Genomic DNA, 19,649 nt, shown 5'->3' on the forward strand with positions numbered 1-19,649 from the left:
TAGTGTAGAGTCGAAATGAAAATTCTAATCACTGGTGGAGCGGGCTTTATTGGGTCTGCCGTTGTACGTCATATTATTAAAAACACGCAGAGTCATGTCGTTAATGTTGATAAGTTAACTTATGCTGGTAACCTTGAATCTCTAACCAGTGTCAGTGCTGATGAGCGTTATTGTTTCGAACAAGCAGATATTTGTGATAGCGCAGCAATCGAACGTATTTTTACTCAGCATCAGCCCGATGCTGTAATGCACCTGGCAGCGGAAAGTCACGTCGATCGTTCTATTACCGGCCCGGCGGCATTTGTTGAAACAAACATTATTGGGACTTATGTCCTGCTGGAAGCCGCACGTCGCTACTGGTCTAAACTGAGCGGCGAGAAAAAAGCAGCGTTCCGCTTCCATCATATTTCCACTGATGAAGTTTATGGCGATCTTCCCCATCCAGATGAAGTAGAGCAGGGCGAGACATTACCCCTGTTTACTGAAACAACAGCCTATGCGCCAAGCAGCCCATATTCTGCCTCTAAAGCCTCCAGCGACCACCTGGTCCGCGCCTGGCTGCGTACCTATGGCCTGCCAACTATCGTTACTAACTGTTCTAATAATTATGGCCCATATCATTTCCCTGAGAAATTGATCCCGCTGGTTATTCTGAATGCGCTGGAAGGTAAGCCGCTGCCGATTTACGGTAAAGGCGACCAGATTCGTGACTGGCTTTACGTCGAAGACCACGCGCGGGCGCTGTATACTGTGGTGACCCAGGGTAAGATTGGCGAAACCTACAATATTGGTGGCCACAACGAGAAGCAAAACCTTGATGTGGTAGAAACTATTTGCTGTCTGCTGGATGAAATCGTTCCAAAGGAAGGCTCCTACCGCGAGCAGATCACCTATGTGGCCGATCGCCCGGGGCACGATCGCCGTTACGCGATCGATGCCGAGAAAATTGGCCTTGAGCTGGGCTGGAAACCACAGGAAACCTTCGAAAGTGGGATCCGTAAAACGGTGGAATGGTATCTGGCAAATCAGAAATGGTGCCAGCGCGTCCAGGATGGCAGCTATCAACGTGAACGCTTAGGATTGGAATAATGAAAGGTATCATTCTGGCCGGAGGATCCGGCACTCGTTTGTATCCAATAACGATGGGCGTCTCTAAGCAACTACTCCCGATTTATGATAAGCCGATGATTTATTACCCGCTGTCAGTGTTAATGCTGGCGGGAATTCGCGACATCCTGATTATCACCACGCCGGAAGATCAAGACAGTTTCATTAGATTATTGGGTGATGGCAGCGCCTTGGGCATTAACCTGACGTATGAAGTCCAGCCTACACCGGATGGCTTAGCGCAGGCATTTATTATTGGCGAGAAGTTTATCGGCAACGATTCGGTTTGCCTTGTGCTCGGCGATAATATTTTCTTTGGACAAGGTTTTAGCCCTAAATTAAAAGCCGTGGCGCAGCGTGAAACAGGCGCAACCGTTTTTGGTTATCAGGTTATGGATCCTGAGCGCTTTGGCGTGGTCGAATTTGATGAAAACAACAAAGCTATTTCCATAGAAGAAAAACCCTCCCAGCCGAAATCTCATTGGGCGGTGACCGGGCTTTACTTCTACGATAACGCGGTCATTGAAATCGCAAAAAATGTAAAACCCTCCGAGCGGGGAGAATTAGAGATAACCGCAATAAATGATGAGTATCTCAAGCGCGGGCAATTAAATGTTGAACAGCTTGGCCGCGGTTTTGCGTGGCTTGATACTGGCACACATGACAGTCTAATTGAAGCCGGTAGCTTTGTTGAAACCGTTCAGAAGAGGCAGGGCATGATGGTTGCTTGCCCTGAAGAGATTGCCTGGCGCAATGGCTGGATGGACGATAAAGAATTAAGTGCCAGGGGAGAGCTTCTGAAAAAAAATCATTATGGCCAGTATTTATTAAAACTTTTGAAATAAGAAATCTTATGAAAATCGATTTTATTCCATTACAAATTCACGGCGATGAGCGTGGTTCTCTTGTCGCGCTCGAAGAAGCCAAAAACATACCTTTTCCAATTAAACGCGTCTATTATATGTTTGACACACTTGAAGGAATCAGACGAGGCTTCCATGCCCATAAGGAATTAACGCAGGTAGCAATACCTGTAAAAGGTTCCTGCCGATTCCTTTTAGACGATGGTAAAGAGAAGGTTAATGTTTTATTGGATAGTCCAGCTTGTGGCCTGTTAATTGAGCCAATGATATGGCATGAAATGTATGACTATTCACCAGACTGCATTCTCATGGTTTTAGCGAGTGATGTATATGATGAGTCCGATTATATACGGAATTATGAACAGTTCAAAAATACGGTGGCGTAAATGTATATTCATCCTCTCAGCGATGTGCAGAGTGAAAATATAGGTACAGGTACGCGTGTTTGGCAGTTTGTTGTTATTCTGAAAAATGCAAAAATTGGTGAAAATTGTAATATATGTGCTAATGCTCTTATAGAAAACAACGTGTCTATTGGCAATAATGTTACGGTTAAATCTGGTGTATATATTTGGGATGGGACTACAATTGAAGATAATGTCTTTATCGGTCCTTGTGTTGTATTTACAAATGATAAATTTCCTCGCTCGCAGGTTCATTTAGAAAAATACCCAGAAATACATATCAAAAAAAATGCATCAATAGGTGCTAATGCTACCATTTTGCCTGGAATCACAATCGGTGAGAATAGCATGGTCGGCGCTGGAGCAGTGGTAACAAAAGATGTGCCAGATAATGTAGTAGTGGTTGGCAATCCTGCAAAGATCATCAAAAAATTGGATTAAAAAATGATTAATTTTCTAAACCTTAAACAAATCAATAACAAATATGAAAAGGAATTATTGTCAGCCTGTGAACGTGTTATTCAATCTGGCTGGTATATACAGGGCGAAGAGCTATCTGCTTTTGAGTCTGAGTTTGCAGAGTATTGTAATGTAAAATATGCAATTGGCGTTGCCAACGGTCTTGATGCCCTTATTTTGGTTCTTCGTGCATGGAAAGAACTCGGTAAGCTAAAAGATAATGACAAGGTCATGGTCCCGGCGAACACTTATATAGCTTCTATAATGGCGATCACGCAGAATAATCTAATTCCTGTGCTGGTTGAGCCGGATAGTAGTACATTTAATATGACCTATGATGGACTATCTAAATCCTGGGATGATGGGGTAAAAGCCATTTTACCAGTACATTTATATGGTCAAATTTCGCCTATGCCAGAAATCATGAGGTTCGCCGAAGAGAATAATCTGCTGGTGTTAGAGGACTGTGCTCAGTCACATGGTGCTTCTATCGGTGGAAAGAAGGCGGGGGCGTGGGGGGATGCGTCAGGATTTAGCCTTTACCCAGGGAAAAATTTAGGCGCACTTGGTGATGCAGGTATTATCACCACGAATAGCGATGAGTTGGTTAGTGTACTAAAAGCGCTGCGCAATTATGGCTCTCATAAAAAATATGAGAATATTTATATTGGTTACAACAGTCGCCTTGATGAAATACAGGCAGCAATGCTGCGTGTTAAGCTGCCTTATCTTGATAAAGAGACTGAATTAAGAAGAAAAATAGCCAATAAATATTTAAATGAGATAAAAAATTCTCATGTTCAATTACCAACACTATCCGTTGATGAAGAACATGTTTGGCACTTGTTTGTAATACAGACTAAACATAGAGAAGCATTACAACAATATCTGACTGAGAATGGGATTCAAACATTAATTCATTATCCGATTCCTCCTCATCATCAGCAAGCTTATAAACAGTACAGTCATTTAGAGCTGCCAATAACTGAGAGCATTCATCGTCAGGTTCTGTCCTTGCCAATGGATCCTAATCTATCCGACAGTGATGTGGACTTCATTATTAGAACCATTAATTCATTTTCCGTCTAAATATCAATAATTATAATGCGATTGGCTGTACATGCTTTTGGTGACAGCCTTTTCTTTTACAACGCCACACGTTTCTGCGAATAGCATACGCTTTTTATTTTTCAAGCAGAGTACTGAAGCTAGCGTTTAGTGGGTAACGTCACACTGTCTATATTTCTTATTCATTATCTAATGATGAAATACAAGAGATAAATAACCAGTGCTAAACCTGTATTAAAAGTGATGTAAAATGGAAAAAATGAATTTTGCCAAAGTTACTATTCTTAGTGGCGTTGTAACATGTTTTCGTTTGATTTGCGGTTTACTCATATCAAAAGTAGTTGCAATATATACGGGTCCTGCTGGCATTGCTAACCTTGGACAGTTACAGAACTTTGTTACTTTTGTTAATGGCTTTATTTCTTCACAGGTATCCCAGGGGGTAAATCGTTACTCAGCCGAGAATAAAAGCGATTATGATAAAGCCCAACCCTACTGGCGTGCATCAATCAAACTTTCAATAATAGCCTGTTGCTTTATTATCACCGTTGGTGTTCTTTTTTCTGGAAATATTTCGAATTTACTATTCCAGAGTAAAGAGCTCTATTGGCTGATTATAGTGGCATTAATGGTATTGCCATTAAATATAATCAACAATTTATTTCTCGGTGTACTTAATGGCTTAGGTGAATACAACCGATTCTTTCTTGCTAATGTGCTTGCAATTGCTGCAGCACTTTTGTCAATGACCGCACTAGTTTATTTCATGGGACTCAAGGGAGCCCTGCTCGCCGCAGCTTTGAATAATGCTATTGCGGGCATCCTGCTTCTGACTATTATTATAAAAAGACCATGGTTTAGGTTAGTATATTGGCTAGGTCAGGTACCGAAACATCATTTATCTGAGATGAGAAAGTATTTTCTGATGGGGGTCATTGGTGCCTTAACGGGACCGATATCGCTTATTGTTGTCAGAACGATATTGACGAATAATTTTTCAATTGAAGATGCAGGGAATTGGCAGGCAGTATCCAAAATATCAGAAGCTTATCTTGCCGTTCTCACAACAGCATTGACAGTATATTATTTTCCTAAAACAGCAGCAGCAAAGACATTCAAAGACTATATTTCAGTTTTAAAATCCGGGGTTGTGATTGTTATTCCGCTTGCTTTCGTGATGGCGATAAGTATCTTTTTATTGAAAGATTTGATTATTAGCATTTTATTCACGAAAGACTTTTCTACGGCTAAAAGTTTATTTCTATTCCAAAATATTGGTGATTTTTTAAGAATATCGAGCTGGCTCTTTGCTACCATTCTTTTGGCTAAAGGCTATTTTAAAATTAATGCAGTCCTGGAAATATCATTTTCTATATTGTTTCCATTATTAGTCAAGTTTTTAATCGTTCCCTTTGGGCTTGAAGGCGTAAGTATTTCTTATTGTATAACCTATTCATTCTATTTGATCGCGACAATGATAATATACCTATGGCACATGAAGAGGGTTATAAGTAATGAAATCGCATCAAAGTAACCCGCTCAGTGTAATTGTGCCTGCGTACAATGAAGAAAAAAATATTATAAAAATCTTAAAGCAATTTGAACAACAGACAATAAGTGATTTTGAGGTAGTTATTGTTGATGATGGTTCTATTGATAATACGGTGCATTTAGCCAAGAATTTTCATTCTGAAAATTTTAAAATAAATTTATTGCAACAGAGTAATATGGGAGCCGCAAGAGCCAGAGAAAACGGAATCATGGCAGCAACTGGAGATTATGTTGCTATTGTTGATTGCGATGATGGACTTGCAAATAATTCACTCGAATTGGCAATGCAATCTTTTATCAATTGTCCAGAAGTTGATATTTCTCTATTTGATTTATGCTATGTTAACGAGCTTGGCTCAGAGATTTCCGGCAAGTTTTCATATTATACTGATAAAAAATCTGTATGCGGTAAGGATGCTCTGGCGAACAGTATTTCTATCTGGGGGATACATGCATTTGGTATTTACAAAAAAGAAATAATTTTACAGGCATATAATATTTATAATAAATATAACAATAATCATGTTAACTTATTAAATAACGACGAAATCGTCAGTCGTATTTCATTCGGCTTAGCAAAAAAAATAACCTTCTCTGATGCGAAATATTTTTTTGTCAACAACATGCAGTCAACAACTCGTCGTGTAAACGAAAATTATTATAAGGTTATCCATAACGCATTTATTCTTCAACAGATTTTAAAAGAACCTAAAATATGTTGTGAAGATAAATTTGATGCTGCGGCATATACGTTAATTATTAGTACCCAGTGGGGAGTTTTTAGACGTTATCTAAGCTGGCATAAACAATTCTCTAAGGATGCCCGAATAGCCTGGCGAAACGCATTGAAAGAGTCTACTTTGCAGGTTATCAATGCGCAAAGAAAATATGAATTCATCTTAAGTCGTAAATCAAGACTGCAACTTATTATATTAAAGCTATTTTTTAGGTAAGCATGAAAAATCCACTTATTTCAATTATCATTGCATCATTCAATGCTGAAAATTATATACGTGAAACGCTAGAGTCATGTATCAACCAATCATATAAAAAAATTGAAATTATTATTGTAGATGATTGTTCAACAGACAATAGTGTAAACATTATTAGCGATTGGTGTGAGGAAAAGAAAACAACACATCCTGGTGTTGATTGCACGCTTATTCCAAGTGAAAAAAATAATGGCATAACTACCAACTTTAATAATGCATTACCTAGTATTAAAGGGGACTGGATTAAGTGTCTTGGCTCTGACGATCTGCTTTTGCCCGATGCCATCCAAAATTTTGTTTCCAGACTTGAGAGGCTCAAGAATACTGAGAGATTAGGAGCAGTATTTACTTATTTTGAAACGTTTGGTCTGCATGTAGAAAAACCACAGCGTTATCCATTGGCATGGACCAAAGATGTCATTCAATTAAAACCTTCATGGCTGAAAGCCAAATTGTCGATGATCCATTTTAATAATGTGGCGCCCGGTGCATTCATAAATAAGAAGCACTTTTCAGGGTTTGATACACATTTTAAGTTATTAGAAGATTTACCTCTATGGCTAAAGTTTATCGACAATAATATCAACGTATTGTTTTTCGAGTACACGAGCGTTTTATATCGCATTCACGCAAATCAAGTTACCTCATCGGGAACTTCTGCCATCGGGAAAATACTTTTAAGCGATTTAATGAAAGTTAACTCCAGAAGGTGGGATAGCGGAAATTGTCTTAGTTATCTTCATCACAAGTTCAATCTGTACTGCGTATCAAAAGGTAAAAAATATCGGATTCTTAAAGTGATGAACCCCATTAATTTATTGATTTATCTTTATGAAAGGGTAAAAAAATAAAATGTTTGTTTTGCTTCTTTCTACTCCAATGCTATTGCTCTCGTTGATCTGGGAGAAATTTAACTACCGCTCCAAAGCGATGCTGAGTGTTCTTTGTTGTATTATGTTTAGTTTATTATTCTCAGCATATTATTTAAATGGAGTAGACTGGAGTATATACTATTTAAAGATTTTATATGAGAATAATCCATACATATCCTTTGAACCAGGATTTGTTTTATCATTCAAGGCAATGTTGTTCATTTTCAATAACAATTTTGGACTTGTCATTCTTGTCTGGTATTTCATTTGTTTTGGTTTGTTATCGAGGGTACTTGCGGCTTATCAGGTTAATAAACCATTATTTTGGTGCTGTCTATTATTGTTATTCGGCTATAATTTAATACTTGAGCAGTTGAGGCAGTTTTTAGCCTGTATTATTGTTTTTTATGCAGTGCTTAATTATAACGAAGATCACAATTTTAGAAAGTTCATTATACTTTCAATTTTAGGGTCTTTGTTTCACGTTTCTTCCTTGATCATTATCCCTGCCGTAATGCTAGCGTCCATTAGAGAGCATGGTAAATTTATGATCAGTACTTTGTTTTTTATCGGTGGTGCTGTTGCGTTCATGTTTTTAGGTACCGCGATAATCAATGAATTGTCGGGATTTAACCTTATTTTTAGAAAAATTTCCATCTACATGGAAATGCATCCAATTAGTTTGACTATCGGATGGCTTAACATAATTGACCTTGTCTTTATTGTTATCTATTTCTGTTATAGAAAAACCATTGACCGCCACGAAAATATCAGACTCTTGACAAGGTTGGTTTTCCTTGGTGCCGTTGTTCATTTTTTTAGCGGCAGCATAACATTCCTTGCTCGTGTGAGTTTTATATTCTTTTTCCTGGCGATATATGTTTTTTGCATCATATCACCGACGTCGCACAGGCGCATGTTCGCGATACGTACGTACAATACATTATTTTTATCTATTTTTGTTTTCTTCATGCTGGCAATTAATCTTTCGTCTTATTTCAGAAATGCTCAGGCACCCATTAACTTCACCACAATGGACCTAAGGTTTATAAGTTTGTTTGATAAAGGTTATGTCGAATCTCTGGCACACGAAAAATTTAGTAAAACATTAGAAGCGACTTACTGATCATGAATAAGAAAATAATGTTGGTTATTACCGGGCTGGGCATAGGTGGTGCGGAAAAACAAGTTTCATTGCTTGCTGACAAGTATCTTGAAAAAAACAATGAAGTTGAAATTGTTAGCCTTACCGGACCTGTTGAAGTTACACCTCGCACTGGTATCAATATAATAAATCTTGGAATGAACAAAAGTCCGCTTGGATTTATTGCTGCTGTGTTTAGGCTTGCCAAAATAATTAAAGATTTCGCTCCTGACATTGTTCATAGCCATATGTTTCACGCGAATATTATGGCAAGAATAACTCGCTTGTTCTGTAGAAATAAGTTTAAACTAGTTTGCACTGCCCATAGCAAAAATGAGGGTGGTAAAATTAGAATGCTGACTTATCGTATGACAGATTTTCTTTGCGATGTTACAACAAATGTCAGTAAAGAGGCTTTGGATGAGTTTATTAAAAAAAAGGCTTTTTCTGCTCTTAAGTCCATTGCTGTTTATAACGGTGTGAACACGGATGAGTTTAAATTTGATAATAACGCTCATGAACATCTGCGCGACCAACTCTCTATTCTTACTGATGAAAAACTTATTCTTGCGGTTGGAAGACTGACTGACGCAAAAGATTACCCTAATCTCCTTCATGCTTTTAAAATACTGCCTGTAAACTATAAGCTTGTTATCATTGGCGATGGAGAACTCCGCGTAGATATTGAGCGGATTATTCATGAGTTAGATGTTGCATCACGTGTTTCCTTGCTGGGAAGTCTCAATGATGTGTCACAATATTACTCCGCATGTGACATATTTGTCTCTTCATCTAAATGGGAAGGTTTTGGGTTGGTTGCGGCTGAAGCAATGTCATCTGAATGTCTCGTCGTGGGTACTAACTCTGGTGGTGTAGCTGAGGTTATAGGCGATGAACGGTTTGTGGTCCCTATTTCTGATTCTAAAGCTCTCGCCAAAAAGATTCATGAGATCATGAATCTTCCACCGAATAGTAGAGCTGATATTAAATGTAGAAATAGAATACACATTGAAGATAATTTCTCGATTGACTTTATCACTGATCAATGGATGAAAATTTTCTTTGATAAAACGGAATCAAAGAAAAACTAGCCAGTCCAAAATTTGGCTTTTTATATGATTGCTATAAATAGCCAAAAAAAGCATGAGCTAGATTTGTTTTTTTATATTAAAATCTGAGGCAACAAAATGGCAGTATTGATAACGGGTGGGGCTGGTTATATCGGTTCGCATACGGTCCTGTGCCTTCTTGAGCAAGGCTATGAAGTTGTTGTGTTAGATAATTTTTTCAATTCTTCTTCTGAGTCCTTGCGTCGTGTTAAAAAAATAACAGGTGCTGATTTTGTCAATTATGACGGTGACGTGCGTGATCGCGAGTTACTAAAAAAAATATTTTGTGGCCATAAAATTGATAGTGTTATTCACTTCGCTGGGCTTAAATCTGTTGGTGAGTCTGTGCGTGAGCCGCTTAGCTATTATGATAATAATGTGTCAGGAAGCATAGTATTGCTCGAAGAAATGAATAACTTCAATGTTAAGAAATTCATTTTTAGCTCTTCAGCGACAGTATATGGCCAACCGGAATCTGTTCCATTATCTGAATGTTCAAAAATTGGTGGTACAACCAATCCTTACGGAACGTCTAAGTTGATGGTTGAACAGATTTTGCAAGATATAGCAAAAGCTACTCCTGATTTCGACATTACAATATTAAGATATTTCAATCCTGTTGGGGCTCACAAGTCCGGACTTATTGGCGAAGATCCTAATGGTATTCCAAATAATTTGGTGCCTTACATTAGCCAGGTTGCGGTGGGTAAGTTGCAACAAGTCTCGGTCTACGGTAATGATTTCCTGACTAAAGATGGAACCGGCGTGCGAGATTATATCCACGTAATGGATTTAGCCGAAGGGCACATTGCGGCATTACAGCATATGGAGACCGGTGGCTGTAAAACATACAATCTGGGGACGGGTATTGGCTACTCTGTACTTGACCTGATTGAAGCTTATGAACGCGTTATTGAGCGACCTATCCCCTATGTTTTTGCCGGACGCAGGCCTGGAGATATCGCTGAATGTTGGTCAGACCCAAGTCTCGCTTTAAAAGAGCTGAACTGGTCAGCAACCAGAAATCTTGATGATATGGTCAGGGATTCATGGCATTGGCAGAAAACGAATCCGAACGGTTACGAATGATAGCCATTGAGCAGAATCTGGTCTGATAGTGCACTACGTGCGACTTCACGCAGCAAAGTTTACCTATTTTTCGCAGAGTGAGTTAACATCAAAGCCACATTTAGAGCCGCGTGTAGGGCGCGGTGAGCACACCTGACAGGAGTATGTAATGTCCAAGCAGCAGATCGGCGTTGTGGGTATGGCCGTGATGGGGCGCAACCTGGCGCTGAACATCGAAAGCCGTGGTTATACCGTTTCCGTATTCAACCGCTCCCGTGAGAAGACTGAAGAAGTTGTCGCAGAGAACCCGGGCAAGAAACTGGTTCCTTACTACACTGTAAAAGAATTCGTTGAGTCCCTCGAAACACCACGTCGCATCCTGTTGATGGTGCAAGCGGGCGCAGGTACCGATGCTGCCATCGACTCCCTGAAGCCTTACCTCGATAAGGGCGACATCATCATTGATGGCGGGAACACTTTCTTCCAGGACACTATTCGTCGTAACCGTGACCTGTCTGCTGAAGGCTTTAACTTCATCGGGACCGGTGTTTCCGGCGGTGAAGAGGGCGCCCTGAAAGGCCCATCTATCATGCCTGGCGGCCAGAAAGACGCTTACGAGCTGGTTGCGCCAATCCTGACCAAAATCGCTGCGGTTGCGGAAGACGGCGAGCCTTGCGTAACGTACATCGGTCCTGATGGTGCTGGTCACTACGTGAAGATGGTGCATAACGGCATCGAATACGGCGATATGCAGCTGATTGCAGAGGCCTACTCCCTGCTGAAGCATGGCCTGGATCTCTCCAACGAAGAGCTGGCTGAAACCTTCACCGAGTGGAACAAAGGCGAGCTGAGCAGCTACCTGATCGACATCACCAAGGACATCTTTACTAAAAAAGATGAAGAGGGTAAATATCTTGTCGATGTGATCCTGGATGAAGCGGCCAACAAAGGTACCGGGAAATGGACCAGCCAGAGCTCTCTGGATCTCGGCGAGCCGCTGTCTCTGATTACCGAATCCGTGTTCGCGCGTTATATCTCTTCCCTGAAAGAGCAGCGTGTAGCGGCGTCTAAAGTGCTGAGTGGCCCGCAGGCCAAGCCCTTCACCGGTGACAAAGCTGAGTTCAGCGAGAAAGTTCGTCGCGCACTGTACCTGGGTAAAATCGTATCTTATGCTCAGGGCTTCTCCCAGCTGCGTGCCGCGTCTGAAGAGAATAACTGGGATCTGAACTACGGTGAAATTGCGAAGATTTTCCGTGCGGGCTGCATCATTCGTGCTCAGTTCCTGCAGAAAATCACCGATGCCTATGCTGAAACGCCAGCTATTGCGAACCTGCTGTTGGCCCCTTACTTCAAGAAGATTGCCGACGATTACCAGCAGGCTCTGCGTGATGTGATTTCTTACGCGGTACAGAACGGTATCCCGACGCCGACCTTCTCCGCAGCCATTGCCTACTACGACAGCTACCGTGCAGCAGTGCTGCCGGCTAACCTGATTCAGGCGCAGCGTGACTATTTCGGGGCGCATACCTATAAGCGCACGGACAAAGAGGGCGTCTTCCACACCGAGTGGCTTGACTGATCTTTTCACGTTCAGATAAAAGGCCCTTCGAGGGCCTTTTTTACATTTGAGATCTGGTCAAATATCACACAGCTTATTTTTGTGATTTTTTGGCATTCGGTCTCTGTGCTGATTTTTCAGCAAATTCCGATCTTTTCCTTACAAATCATTAAGGTCTTTTGCCTACAATCTTTCTATACTATAAATCTGATGAATATACGAAGCTGTTCTCATTATTTTTTCAAAGGCAATTATGAATCGAGCTGACTTAAATGTGGCGAAAGAACACACCAGCAATCAACAGGAAAATATTGATTTAATTGATCTTCTTATCCAGCTATGGCGAGGCAAAATCGCCATTGCGGCAGCAATGATTTTAGCCATCTTAATCGCTATTGCTTATCTCATTTTTGCAACAGAAAAATGGACTTCTGAGGCGATAGTTACGCTCCCGGATACCGGTCAGATTTCGAACTACAGCAATGCCATGAGCGTTCTTAATGCCCAGTCTCCAGAGGCTGTGCCCTCGCTGGCCGAGATCCAACAGCGTTATTTTGGGCGATTCAACTCTGCCATTTCGGCCCTCTCTGAGCAGTTGGCCAATCAGCAAATACCAGAAAAACTGACCATAGAACCCGCCGGAAAGGATCAACCGCTGCCGCTCAAGATTAGCTATGTGGCGAGTTCTGCTGAGCAGGCGCAGACAACACTGAATACTTATCTCCAGCAGATTAATAAGCGGACTGTCGCTGAGCTGGATGATGACCTTAAAACTTCCGTTGACGCAAAAATAAGCGATTTAAAAGACCTGCTCGCCACAAAAGAAAAAGTTGCTAAGGAGAAACAGCAAAAGCGTCTGGATGAGCTGAACCAGGCGCTGTTGGTGGCTCAGCAATCTAATATTACTAAGCCTGCCGTTTCACAGGCTGAAACAATGTCTGAAGATACGCTGTTTGTTCTGGGAAGCGAGGCGCTTTCTTCGATGATCAAGAACGAAGCGTCCCGTCCGCTGCCTTTAGATAACTCATATTTTAACGCCCGTCAGTCGCTCCTTGCGGTGAGTGAATTAAAATCGACGCCGGAAACGACCTATGCGTTTCGGTATGTCATGAAGGCAACTTTGCCGGTGCGTAAAGACAGCCCGAAAAAAGGCCTGACGCTGGTGCTTGCCGCCTTGTTGGGCATTATTGTCGGCTCGGGCTATGTCCTGGGGCGAAACGCGCTGCGTAACTATAAATCAGCAGCCTAAGCTTGCTAAAAAAACAAAAAGGCCGCATTAGCGGCCTTTTTGACATCTGTTCCAGGGCTTATTTATGCCGGGCCCGTAAATTCTCAATCACCGTACTCAAGTCCAAATCCTGATCCTGCAGCAGCACCAGCAGGTGATACATCAAGTCAGAAGCTTCGTTGGTCAGTTCGTGACGATCGTTCACGGTTGCTGCCAGCGCGGTTTCCACGCCTTCTTCGCCCACTTTCTGCGCAATACGCTTGGTGCCGCTGGCGTACAGTTTGGCGGTATAGGAACTGGCGGGATCGGCAGTTTTCCGCGAGGCCAGCAACTGTTCAAGTTCAAACAGGAAAAGCCAGTCGTGGTGAGTATCCCCAAAGCAGCTTGAGGTGCCGAGGTGGCAGGTTGGGCCGATGGGGTTCACCAGCACCAGCAGCGTGTCGTTATCGCAGTCTGGCGCAATACGTACCACGTTCAGGAAATGGCCTGACGTTTCACCTTTAGTCCACAGGCGCTGTTTGGTGCGCGAGAAGAAGGTCACTTTGCCGCTTTCCTGGGTTTTTGCCAGCGCGTCCTGGTTCATATAGCCGAGCATCAGGACTTCACCGGACACCGCGTGCTGAACGATAACCGGCATCAGGCCATCGGTTTTTTCCCAGTCCAGCTGGGCTAGCTGTTGTTCTGTTAACACACTCGAATCTCCACGCCTTGCTGAACCAGAAACGCCTTCAGTTCACCAATATTGATAATTTGCTTATGGAACACGGAAGCTGCCAGAGCGCCGTCAACGTCCGCATCGCGGAAGGCCTCATGGAAGTGTTCCATGGTGCCTGCGCCACCGGAGGCGATAAGCGGCACGTGACACACTTCACGCACTTTATTCAGTTGCGTCAGGTCATAGCCGTTACGCACGCCATCCTGGTTCATCATATTCAGGACGATTTCCCCGGCGCCGCGCTTCTGCACTTCCTGCACCCAATCCAGCGTTTCCCACTTTGTTACGCGGGTACGGCTTTCGTCGCCGGTGTACTGATTCACGTTGTATTTGCCGGTTTCTGCGTCAAACCAGGTATCAATGCCGACCACGATGCACTGCACGCCGAAGCGGTCCGCCAGGCGAGTGATAAGCTCAGGATCGGCCAGGGCAGGGGAGTTAATGGAAATCTTATCCGCCCCGAACGACAGGATTTGCGCGGCATCCTCAACGGATTTAATCCCGCCCGCCACGCAGAAAGGAATATCGATCACTTCCGCCACGCGAGTCACCCAGCTTTTGTCTACCACGCGGCCATCGCTCGAGGCGGTGATATCATAAAACACCAGTTCGTCTGCGCCTTCCTGAGCATAGCGCTGCGCCAGCGGCACGATGTCGCCGATGATTTCGTGATTACGGAATTGCACGCCTTTCACGACCTGGCCGTCACGCACGTCCAGGCAAGGGATTATCCGTTTTGCCAGCATGAAATCGCCTCCTTCACGTTAAATTTACCTTCCAGAAGCGCGCGCCCAACAATCACGCCTTTCACGCCGCTGTTGCGCAGGGCGGCAATATCATCCAGCCCGCCAATACCGCCTGAAGCCTGAAAGGCGACCTGCGGAAAGCGCGCGCACACTTCCTGATAAAGTTCGACGTTTGAGCCTGCCAGCGTGCCATCGCGAGAGATGTCGGTGCACAGCACATGCTTGAGGCCAAACGGCAGGAACTCATCGACAAGCTGTTCCAGCGTGGTGCCGGAGGTTTCCTGCCAGCCGCTCACCGCAACCTGTTTGTTACCTTCGGCATCAATGCGCACGTCCAGCGCCAGCACCAGAGCATCGGCGCCAAAGCGTTTAAACCAGCTTTGTACCAGCGCCGGAGATTTCACCGCGGTGGAGCCAACCACCACGCGAGCGGCACCCGCATCCAGCAGGGCCTCAACGTCCTGCTCGGTACGCACACCGCCGCCAACCTGAACCGGCACGCTCACGCCAGCCAGCAGTTTTTGCAGCAGAGGAATTTGGCGGGCCGCCGGATCTTTAGCCCCGGTCAGGTCAACGAGGTGCAGCACTTCCGCACCCTGAGCCTGATAATCCTGTAAACGCGGAAGCGGATCGCTGCCGTAGTCACGCTGCTGGCCGTAATCTCCCTGATGGAGACGCACCACGTTGCCGTCAATTAAATCAAGAGCCGGAATGATCATCGTCTACATCTCCAGAAAGTTTTTCAGCAGCTGAGCCCCAGCCGCACCGGAACGTTCGGGGTGGAACTGAACGCCCCAGAAATTATCTTTTTGCACCGCCGCGGTGAAGGCTTCACCGTAGTTTGCCTGGGCGATGGTGTTTTCGCAGACCGGCATCGCGTAGCTGTGAACGAAGTAGAAATACGCCCCGTCTTCAATGCCGCGGAACAGGCGGTCGCCCGCCTTCGGGTAAACACGGTTCCAGCCCATGTGCGGCAGCGGCAGGCCGAAGTCTTTCATCTGCAATACCGGCTGGTCGATAATGCCCAGCATTTCCACGCCGTGGCTTTCGTCACTGCGGCTGCCGAGAAGCTGCATTCCCAGGCAAATACCCAGCACGGGCTGGGTACAGGCTTTAATCAACTCCACCAAATCGCGCTCGATGATTTGGTTCATGGCCGCCTGCGCGGTGCCTACGCCCGGCAGAAAAAGCTTATCGGCGCGCAGCACCACGTCCGGGTCACGGCTGACCAGCGGCTCATAGCCGTGGCGCTGAATGGCCGATTTCACCGAATGCAGGTTGGCGCAGCCCGTGTCGAGGATCACCACGTTCATCAGAGCACTCCTTTCGAGGAGGGGAGCGTATCGCCCTCTACGCGAATCGCCTGGCGCAGGGTGCGGCCAAAGACTTTAAACAGGCTCTCCACGCGGTGGTGATCGTTCTTGCCTTTGGTCTTCAGGTGCAGCGTCACGCCCATGGTGTAAGAGAGCGAGCGGAAGAAGTGTTCCACCATTTCGGTGCTGAGATCGCCCACGCGCTGGTAGTTGAACTCGGCTTTATATTCGAGGTGCGGGCGGCCGGAGATATCCAGCGCGCAGCGGGCGAGGCATTCGTCCATCGGCAGCACAAAGCCAAAGCGGGTGATGCCACGTTTGTCGCCCAGCGCCAGCTTCAGCGCTTCGCCCAGCGCCAGACCGGTATCTTCCACGGTGTGGTGATCGTCGATGTATAAATCGCCTTTCACCGCGATCTCCATGCGGAAGCCGCCGTGGGTGCAGATCTGGTCCAGCATGTGATCAAAGAAACCGACGCCGGTGGCGATCTTGCTGCCGCCTTCACGATCCAGCCACACCTTCACGTCAATCTGCGTTTCTTTGGTGTTGCGCTCCACGTGGGCGTAGCGATCGCGCTTAGTGAGTTTCTCGGCGATTTGCTTCCAGTCCAGGCCATCGCTGTTGTAGCGCAGGCCCTGAATGCCCATGTTTGCGGCCAGCTCAATGTCCGTGGCGCGGTCGCCAATCACGTAACTATTGGCTTTATCCAGCACGCCGTCCTGCAGGTAGCCAGTGACCAGCGCCAGCTTCGGCTTGCGGCAGTCGCAGTTGTCCGCTGGCAGGTGAGGGCAAATCAGCACCTCATCAAAAAGAATGTCCTGTGAGGTCAGCACCTGCATCATCAGGTTGTGCGGGCCGTCGAAATCGGCCTGAGGGAAGCTGGCGGTACCCAGGCCGTCCTGGTTGGTGATCATCACCAGACGGTAACCCGCCTTTTGCAGCTGCAGCAGAGCCGGGATCACCGCAGGCTCAAAGGCGAGTTTCTCCATGCGGTCGACCTGGTAATCGCTCGGTGGCTCGGAAATCAGGGTCCCGTCGCGGTCAATAAAAAGTACTTTCTGGCTCATTTGCTCTCCGTGGCCTGCAGGCCGGGTTGCTGACGCAGCGCCTCAATGGCGCGCTGGCACTCTTCTCGCGTGCCGATGCTGATGCGCAGGCAGCCGCTTAACGTCGGTTGTTTATTCTGGTCACGTAAGATAATGCCCTGATCCCACAGTGATTTAAAGACTGCGCTGGAGGCGGTCATTCTGGCGATGACGTAGTTGGTTTCGCTGTCGAAAACCTGCTCAACGCAAGGGACGCTTTTCAGCTCATTGATCAGATACTGGCGATTAAGCAGCACTTCGGCCACGCGCTCACGCATCGCGTTGATGCCCTGCGGGCTTAGCGCCTGGGCGGCGATGTCAGCTACCGGTGTAGAAAGCGGGTAAGGGGCGATGACTTTTAGCAGCAGGTTGATCACTTCCTCATTCGCCAGCGTAAATCCGCAGCGCAGGCCTGCAAGCGCAAATGCTTTGGAGAGCGTCCGCAGTACGACCAGGTTGGGATATTCCTGAAGCCAGCCTGCCAGCGTCGCCTGGGGGCAAAACTCGATATAGGCTTCATCGGCAACGACCAGCGCTTTATCGCGGGTCATTTCCAGCAGCGCGCGCAGATCCTGCGGATTAATCAACTGGCCGGTTGGGTTGTTTGGGCTGCAAACATAAACAACTTTTACGCCGTCGAGGTTCTCTGCAATCGCCGGAAGATCCAGTTGCCAGTTATCCAGCGTGGCCACGGTGCGGCACTCTACGCCAAAGGCTTCGGCACTGACGGTGTACATGCCGTAGGTCGGCGGGCAATAGAGAATCGCGTCTTTGCCCGGTTCGCAGAACGCGCGAATCAGCAGTTCGATACCTTCATCCGCGCCGCGGCTCACCAAAACCTGCTCAGGCTTCACGCCTGCGTAGCTGGCATAGTTGGCGATGACCTGCTTTGGCTGGCACTCCGGGTAGCGGTTCAGCGTCTGCGCGGTTAACTGGAACTCTACCGGCGTTGGGTATTCGTTGGCGTTCAGCCAGACGTCGCCGTTCCCGCCCAGGCGGCGGGCAGACTGATATGGGGTCAGGGCGCGAACGTTGGCGCGGGCTAACTCTTCGAGGCTCATGCTTGCTCCTTCAGGGCGGCGACGCGGAGGGTAACGGCGTTTTTGTGGGCGGTCAGCTGCTCGGCGGCGGCCAGGGTTTCAATGGTTTTTGCCAGAGAAGCAAAACCCTGCGGAGACAGCTCCTGCACGGTCATGCGCTTCTGGAAGTCCGCCAGCCCGAGGCTTGAGCAGGTGGAGGTGTAACCGTAGGTCGGCAGGACGTGGTTTGTCCCGGAGGCATAATCCCCGGCGGATTCCGGCGACCAGTCGCCCAGAAATACCGAGCCTGCGCTGGTAATATCGTCCACCAGTTCACGGGCGTTGCGGGTCTGAATGATCAGATGCTCTGGACCGTATTGGTTGGAAATCTCAATGCACTGCGCTAAATCACGGGCAACAATTAAGCGACTGCTTTCCAGCGCTTTGCGTGCGGTTTCTGCGCGCGGCAGGGCGGCAAGCTGGCGCTCAACGGCATCGGCAACGGCCAGGGCCATGGTGCTGTCCGGGGTCAGCAGAACCACCTGAGAATCCGGGCCGTGTTCCGCCTGAGAAAGCAGGTCGGAGGCGACAAAATCAGGCGTGGCGCCGCTGTCGGCGATCACCAGCACTTCCGATGGGCCAGCAGGCATATCAATAGCTGCGCCGTCGAGACGCTGACTGACCTGGCGCTTTGCTTCGGTGACGAAGGCGTTGCCAGGCCCAAAAATCTTGTCCACTTTCGGAATGCTTTCTGTGCCTAGCGCCAGCGCGGCAATAGCCTGGGCGCCGCCGACCTGAAACACTTCCTGTACGCCGCAAAGCTGGGCCGCGTAGAGAATCTCATCGGCAATTGGCGGCGGGGAGCAAAGGACGACTTTTTTGCAGCCAGCAATGCGGGCAGGCGTGGCCAGCATCAGCACGGTGGAGAACAGCGGGGCGGATCCACCGGGAATGTACAGGCCCACGGAGGCTACAGGGCGAGTCACCTGCTGGCAACGCACGCCGGGCATGGTTTCCACATCCACCGGGGCAAGCTGCTGCGCGAGGTGGAATTTTTCGATGTTAGCGACGGCCACGGCCATCGCCTCTTTAATCTCGCTGCCGAGTCTCGCGACGGCTTCATCGATTTGCTGCTGAGTGACCTGCAGCTGCTTCACTTCAGTTTTATCGAACTTCGCGCTGTATTCACGCAGGGCGGCATCGCCGTTGCTTTTAACGTTGTTCAGGATTTCCGCCACGGTGCGAGTGATGCTGTCCGAAGCGGAGATAGCCGGGCGCATTAGCAGCGCGCGTCGCGCGCCTTCGTCGCAGTCGTTCCAGTTAATCAGCGTGTTGAAGTTGCTCATCA

General features: G+C 46.6%; 20 protein-coding genes. 13 read left to right on the forward strand and 7 right to left on the reverse strand.

What is annotated here, in order from left to right; genetic code table 11:
- Positions 1-15 precede the first annotated feature (15 nt).
- The 13 genes from rfbB (at position 16) to wzzB (ending at position 13,444) form a co-directional block, all read left to right on the forward strand.
- A complete protein-coding gene (rfbB, locus tag WFK85_RS05055; protein ID WP_166991283.1) occupies positions 16-1,089 on the forward strand; it encodes a dTDP-glucose 4,6-dehydratase in 1,074 nt (357 codons plus the stop codon).
- Positions 1,089-1,952 carry a glucose-1-phosphate thymidylyltransferase RfbA gene (gene rfbA / locus WFK85_RS05060; RefSeq protein WP_008455060.1) on the forward strand — a complete coding sequence of 288 codons (864 nt, stop codon included), beginning with the start codon at positions 1,089-1,091 and terminating at the stop codon, positions 1,950-1,952. Before rfbB ends, rfbA begins: the two co-directional genes overlap by 1 nt.
- Before the next feature lie 8 nt (positions 1,953-1,960).
- Complete coding sequence (locus tag WFK85_RS05065; RefSeq protein WP_166991286.1) at positions 1,961-2,356, forward strand: WxcM-like domain-containing protein; 396 nt, start codon at positions 1,961-1,963, stop codon at positions 2,354-2,356.
- Positions 2,357-2,815 (forward strand): acyltransferase, encoded by a 459-nt coding sequence (locus WFK85_RS05070; RefSeq protein ID WP_008455058.1) that lies wholly within the window; start codon positions 2,357-2,359, stop codon positions 2,813-2,815.
- A gap of 3 nt (positions 2,816-2,818) precedes the next feature.
- A complete protein-coding gene (locus WFK85_RS05075; protein ID WP_008455057.1) occupies positions 2,819-3,922 on the forward strand; it encodes a DegT/DnrJ/EryC1/StrS family aminotransferase in 1,104 nt (367 codons plus the stop codon).
- A 229-nt stretch (positions 3,923-4,151) separates the two neighbouring features.
- Complete coding sequence (locus WFK85_RS05080) at positions 4,152-5,435, forward strand: oligosaccharide flippase family protein (protein WP_166991289.1); 1,284 nt, start codon at positions 4,152-4,154, stop codon at positions 5,433-5,435.
- The gene (locus WFK85_RS05085; RefSeq protein ID WP_166991291.1) at positions 5,416-6,405 is read left to right on the forward strand and encodes a glycosyltransferase; all 990 of its coding nucleotides are present in this window, start codon (positions 5,416-5,418) and stop codon (positions 6,403-6,405) included. The genes WFK85_RS05080 and WFK85_RS05085 overlap by 20 nt, the downstream gene beginning before the upstream one ends.
- Before the next feature lie 2 nt (positions 6,406-6,407).
- The gene (locus WFK85_RS05090; RefSeq protein ID WP_166991294.1) at positions 6,408-7,295 is read left to right on the forward strand and encodes a glycosyltransferase; all 888 of its coding nucleotides are present in this window, start codon (positions 6,408-6,410) and stop codon (positions 7,293-7,295) included.
- A gap of 1 nt (position 7,296) precedes the next feature.
- On the forward strand, positions 7,297-8,442 hold the full coding sequence (locus WFK85_RS05095) for an EpsG family protein (RefSeq protein ID WP_336707508.1): 1,146 nt from the start codon (positions 7,297-7,299) through the stop codon (positions 8,440-8,442).
- 2 nt (positions 8,443-8,444) lie between these two features.
- A complete protein-coding gene (locus tag WFK85_RS05100) occupies positions 8,445-9,551 on the forward strand; it encodes a glycosyltransferase (RefSeq protein ID WP_336707509.1) in 1,107 nt (368 codons plus the stop codon).
- Between the two features lie 96 nt (positions 9,552-9,647).
- Entirely contained in the window at positions 9,648-10,658 is a 1,011-nt protein-coding gene (galE, locus tag WFK85_RS05105; protein WP_336707510.1) for a UDP-glucose 4-epimerase GalE, read from the forward strand.
- 148 nt (positions 10,659-10,806) lie between these two features.
- Complete coding sequence (gene gndA, locus WFK85_RS05110) at positions 10,807-12,216, forward strand: NADP-dependent phosphogluconate dehydrogenase (RefSeq protein WP_166872614.1); 1,410 nt, start codon at positions 10,807-10,809, stop codon at positions 12,214-12,216.
- Positions 12,217-12,448: 232 nt separating this feature from the next.
- Positions 12,449-13,444: an LPS O-antigen chain length determinant protein WzzB gene (gene wzzB / locus WFK85_RS05115; protein ID WP_166991303.1), complete on the forward strand. Its 996-nt coding sequence runs from the start codon at positions 12,449-12,451 to the stop codon at positions 13,442-13,444.
- 58 nt (positions 13,445-13,502) lie between these two features.
- Here wzzB and hisIE read toward each other — a convergent pair whose 3' ends face one another.
- From hisIE to hisD, 7 genes are read right to left on the reverse strand one after another with little or no spacing between them, the layout of a single operon-like run.
- Positions 13,503-14,114: a bifunctional phosphoribosyl-AMP cyclohydrolase/phosphoribosyl-ATP diphosphatase HisIE gene (gene hisIE, locus WFK85_RS05120; protein ID WP_008455044.1), complete on the reverse strand. Its 612-nt coding sequence runs from the start codon at positions 14,112-14,114 to the stop codon at positions 13,503-13,505.
- Positions 14,108-14,884 (reverse strand): imidazole glycerol phosphate synthase subunit HisF, encoded by a 777-nt coding sequence (gene hisF / locus WFK85_RS05125; RefSeq protein WP_166991306.1) that lies wholly within the window; start codon positions 14,882-14,884, stop codon positions 14,108-14,110. Before hisF ends, hisIE begins: the two co-directional genes overlap by 7 nt.
- Positions 14,866-15,603 carry a 1-(5-phosphoribosyl)-5-[(5-phosphoribosylamino)methylideneamino]imidazole-4-carboxamide isomerase gene (gene hisA, locus WFK85_RS05130; protein WP_166991309.1) on the reverse strand — a complete coding sequence of 246 codons (738 nt, stop codon included), beginning with the start codon at positions 15,601-15,603 and terminating at the stop codon, positions 14,866-14,868. The genes hisF and hisA overlap by 19 nt, the downstream gene beginning before the upstream one ends.
- A 3-nt stretch (positions 15,604-15,606) precedes the next feature.
- Entirely contained in the window at positions 15,607-16,197 is a 591-nt protein-coding gene (gene hisH / locus WFK85_RS05135; RefSeq protein WP_039295104.1) for an imidazole glycerol phosphate synthase subunit HisH, read from the reverse strand.
- Positions 16,197-17,264 (reverse strand): bifunctional histidinol-phosphatase/imidazoleglycerol-phosphate dehydratase HisB, encoded by a 1,068-nt coding sequence (gene hisB / locus WFK85_RS05140; RefSeq protein ID WP_166991312.1) that lies wholly within the window; start codon positions 17,262-17,264, stop codon positions 16,197-16,199. The genes hisH and hisB overlap by 1 nt, the downstream gene beginning before the upstream one ends.
- Positions 17,261-18,343 carry a histidinol-phosphate transaminase gene (gene hisC / locus WFK85_RS05145; RefSeq protein WP_166991315.1) on the reverse strand — a complete coding sequence of 361 codons (1,083 nt, stop codon included), beginning with the start codon at positions 18,341-18,343 and terminating at the stop codon, positions 17,261-17,263. The genes hisB and hisC overlap by 4 nt, the downstream gene beginning before the upstream one ends.
- Complete coding sequence (hisD, locus tag WFK85_RS05150) at positions 18,340-19,647, reverse strand: histidinol dehydrogenase (RefSeq protein WP_166991319.1); 1,308 nt, start codon at positions 19,645-19,647, stop codon at positions 18,340-18,342. The genes hisC and hisD overlap by 4 nt, the downstream gene beginning before the upstream one ends.
- Between the last annotated feature and the right edge of the window lie 2 nt (positions 19,648-19,649).

This window comes from Cedecea sp. VD22, assembly GCF_037150195.1.
In the GTDB taxonomy this organism is placed as follows: domain Bacteria; phylum Pseudomonadota; class Gammaproteobacteria; order Enterobacterales; family Enterobacteriaceae; genus Cedecea.

Excerpts from the sequence above, each read along its gene's own strand:
- hisC (WP_166991315.1), bottom strand. The coding sequence starts at position 18,343 with ATGAGCCTCGAAGAGTTAGCCCGCGCCAACGTTCGCGCCCTGACCCCA.
- WFK85_RS05100 (WP_336707509.1), top strand. The coding sequence starts at position 8,445 with ATGAATAAGAAAATAATGTTGGTTATTACCGGGCTGGGCATAGGTGGT.
- hisH (WP_039295104.1), bottom strand. The coding sequence starts at position 16,197 with ATGAACGTGGTGATCCTCGACACGGGCTGCGCCAACCTGCATTCGGTG.
- wzzB (WP_166991303.1), top strand. The coding sequence starts at position 12,449 with ATGAATCGAGCTGACTTAAATGTGGCGAAAGAACACACCAGCAATCAA.
- WFK85_RS05065 (WP_166991286.1), top strand. The coding sequence starts at position 1,961 with ATGAAAATCGATTTTATTCCATTACAAATTCACGGCGATGAGCGTGGT.
- rfbB (WP_166991283.1), top strand. The coding sequence starts at position 16 with ATGAAAATTCTAATCACTGGTGGAGCGGGCTTTATTGGGTCTGCCGTT.
- WFK85_RS05085 (WP_166991291.1), top strand. The coding sequence starts at position 5,416 with ATGAAATCGCATCAAAGTAACCCGCTCAGTGTAATTGTGCCTGCGTAC.
- WFK85_RS05080 (WP_166991289.1), top strand. The coding sequence starts at position 4,152 with ATGGAAAAAATGAATTTTGCCAAAGTTACTATTCTTAGTGGCGTTGTA.
- hisA (WP_166991309.1), bottom strand. The coding sequence starts at position 15,603 with ATGATCATTCCGGCTCTTGATTTAATTGACGGCAACGTGGTGCGTCTC.
- WFK85_RS05095 (WP_336707508.1), top strand. The coding sequence starts at position 7,297 with ATGTTTGTTTTGCTTCTTTCTACTCCAATGCTATTGCTCTCGTTGATC.
- rfbA (WP_008455060.1), top strand. The coding sequence starts at position 1,089 with ATGAAAGGTATCATTCTGGCCGGAGGATCCGGCACTCGTTTGTATCCA.
- gndA (WP_166872614.1), top strand. The coding sequence starts at position 10,807 with ATGTCCAAGCAGCAGATCGGCGTTGTGGGTATGGCCGTGATGGGGCGC.
- galE (WP_336707510.1), top strand. The coding sequence starts at position 9,648 with ATGGCAGTATTGATAACGGGTGGGGCTGGTTATATCGGTTCGCATACG.
- WFK85_RS05075 (WP_008455057.1), top strand. The coding sequence starts at position 2,819 with ATGATTAATTTTCTAAACCTTAAACAAATCAATAACAAATATGAAAAG.
- WFK85_RS05090 (WP_166991294.1), top strand. The coding sequence starts at position 6,408 with ATGAAAAATCCACTTATTTCAATTATCATTGCATCATTCAATGCTGAA.
- hisD (WP_166991319.1), bottom strand. The coding sequence starts at position 19,647 with ATGAGCAACTTCAACACGCTGATTAACTGGAACGACTGCGACGAAGGC.
- WFK85_RS05070 (WP_008455058.1), top strand. The coding sequence starts at position 2,357 with ATGTATATTCATCCTCTCAGCGATGTGCAGAGTGAAAATATAGGTACA.
- hisB (WP_166991312.1), bottom strand. The coding sequence starts at position 17,264 with ATGAGCCAGAAAGTACTTTTTATTGACCGCGACGGGACCCTGATTTCC.
- hisF (WP_166991306.1), bottom strand. The coding sequence starts at position 14,884 with ATGCTGGCAAAACGGATAATCCCTTGCCTGGACGTGCGTGACGGCCAG.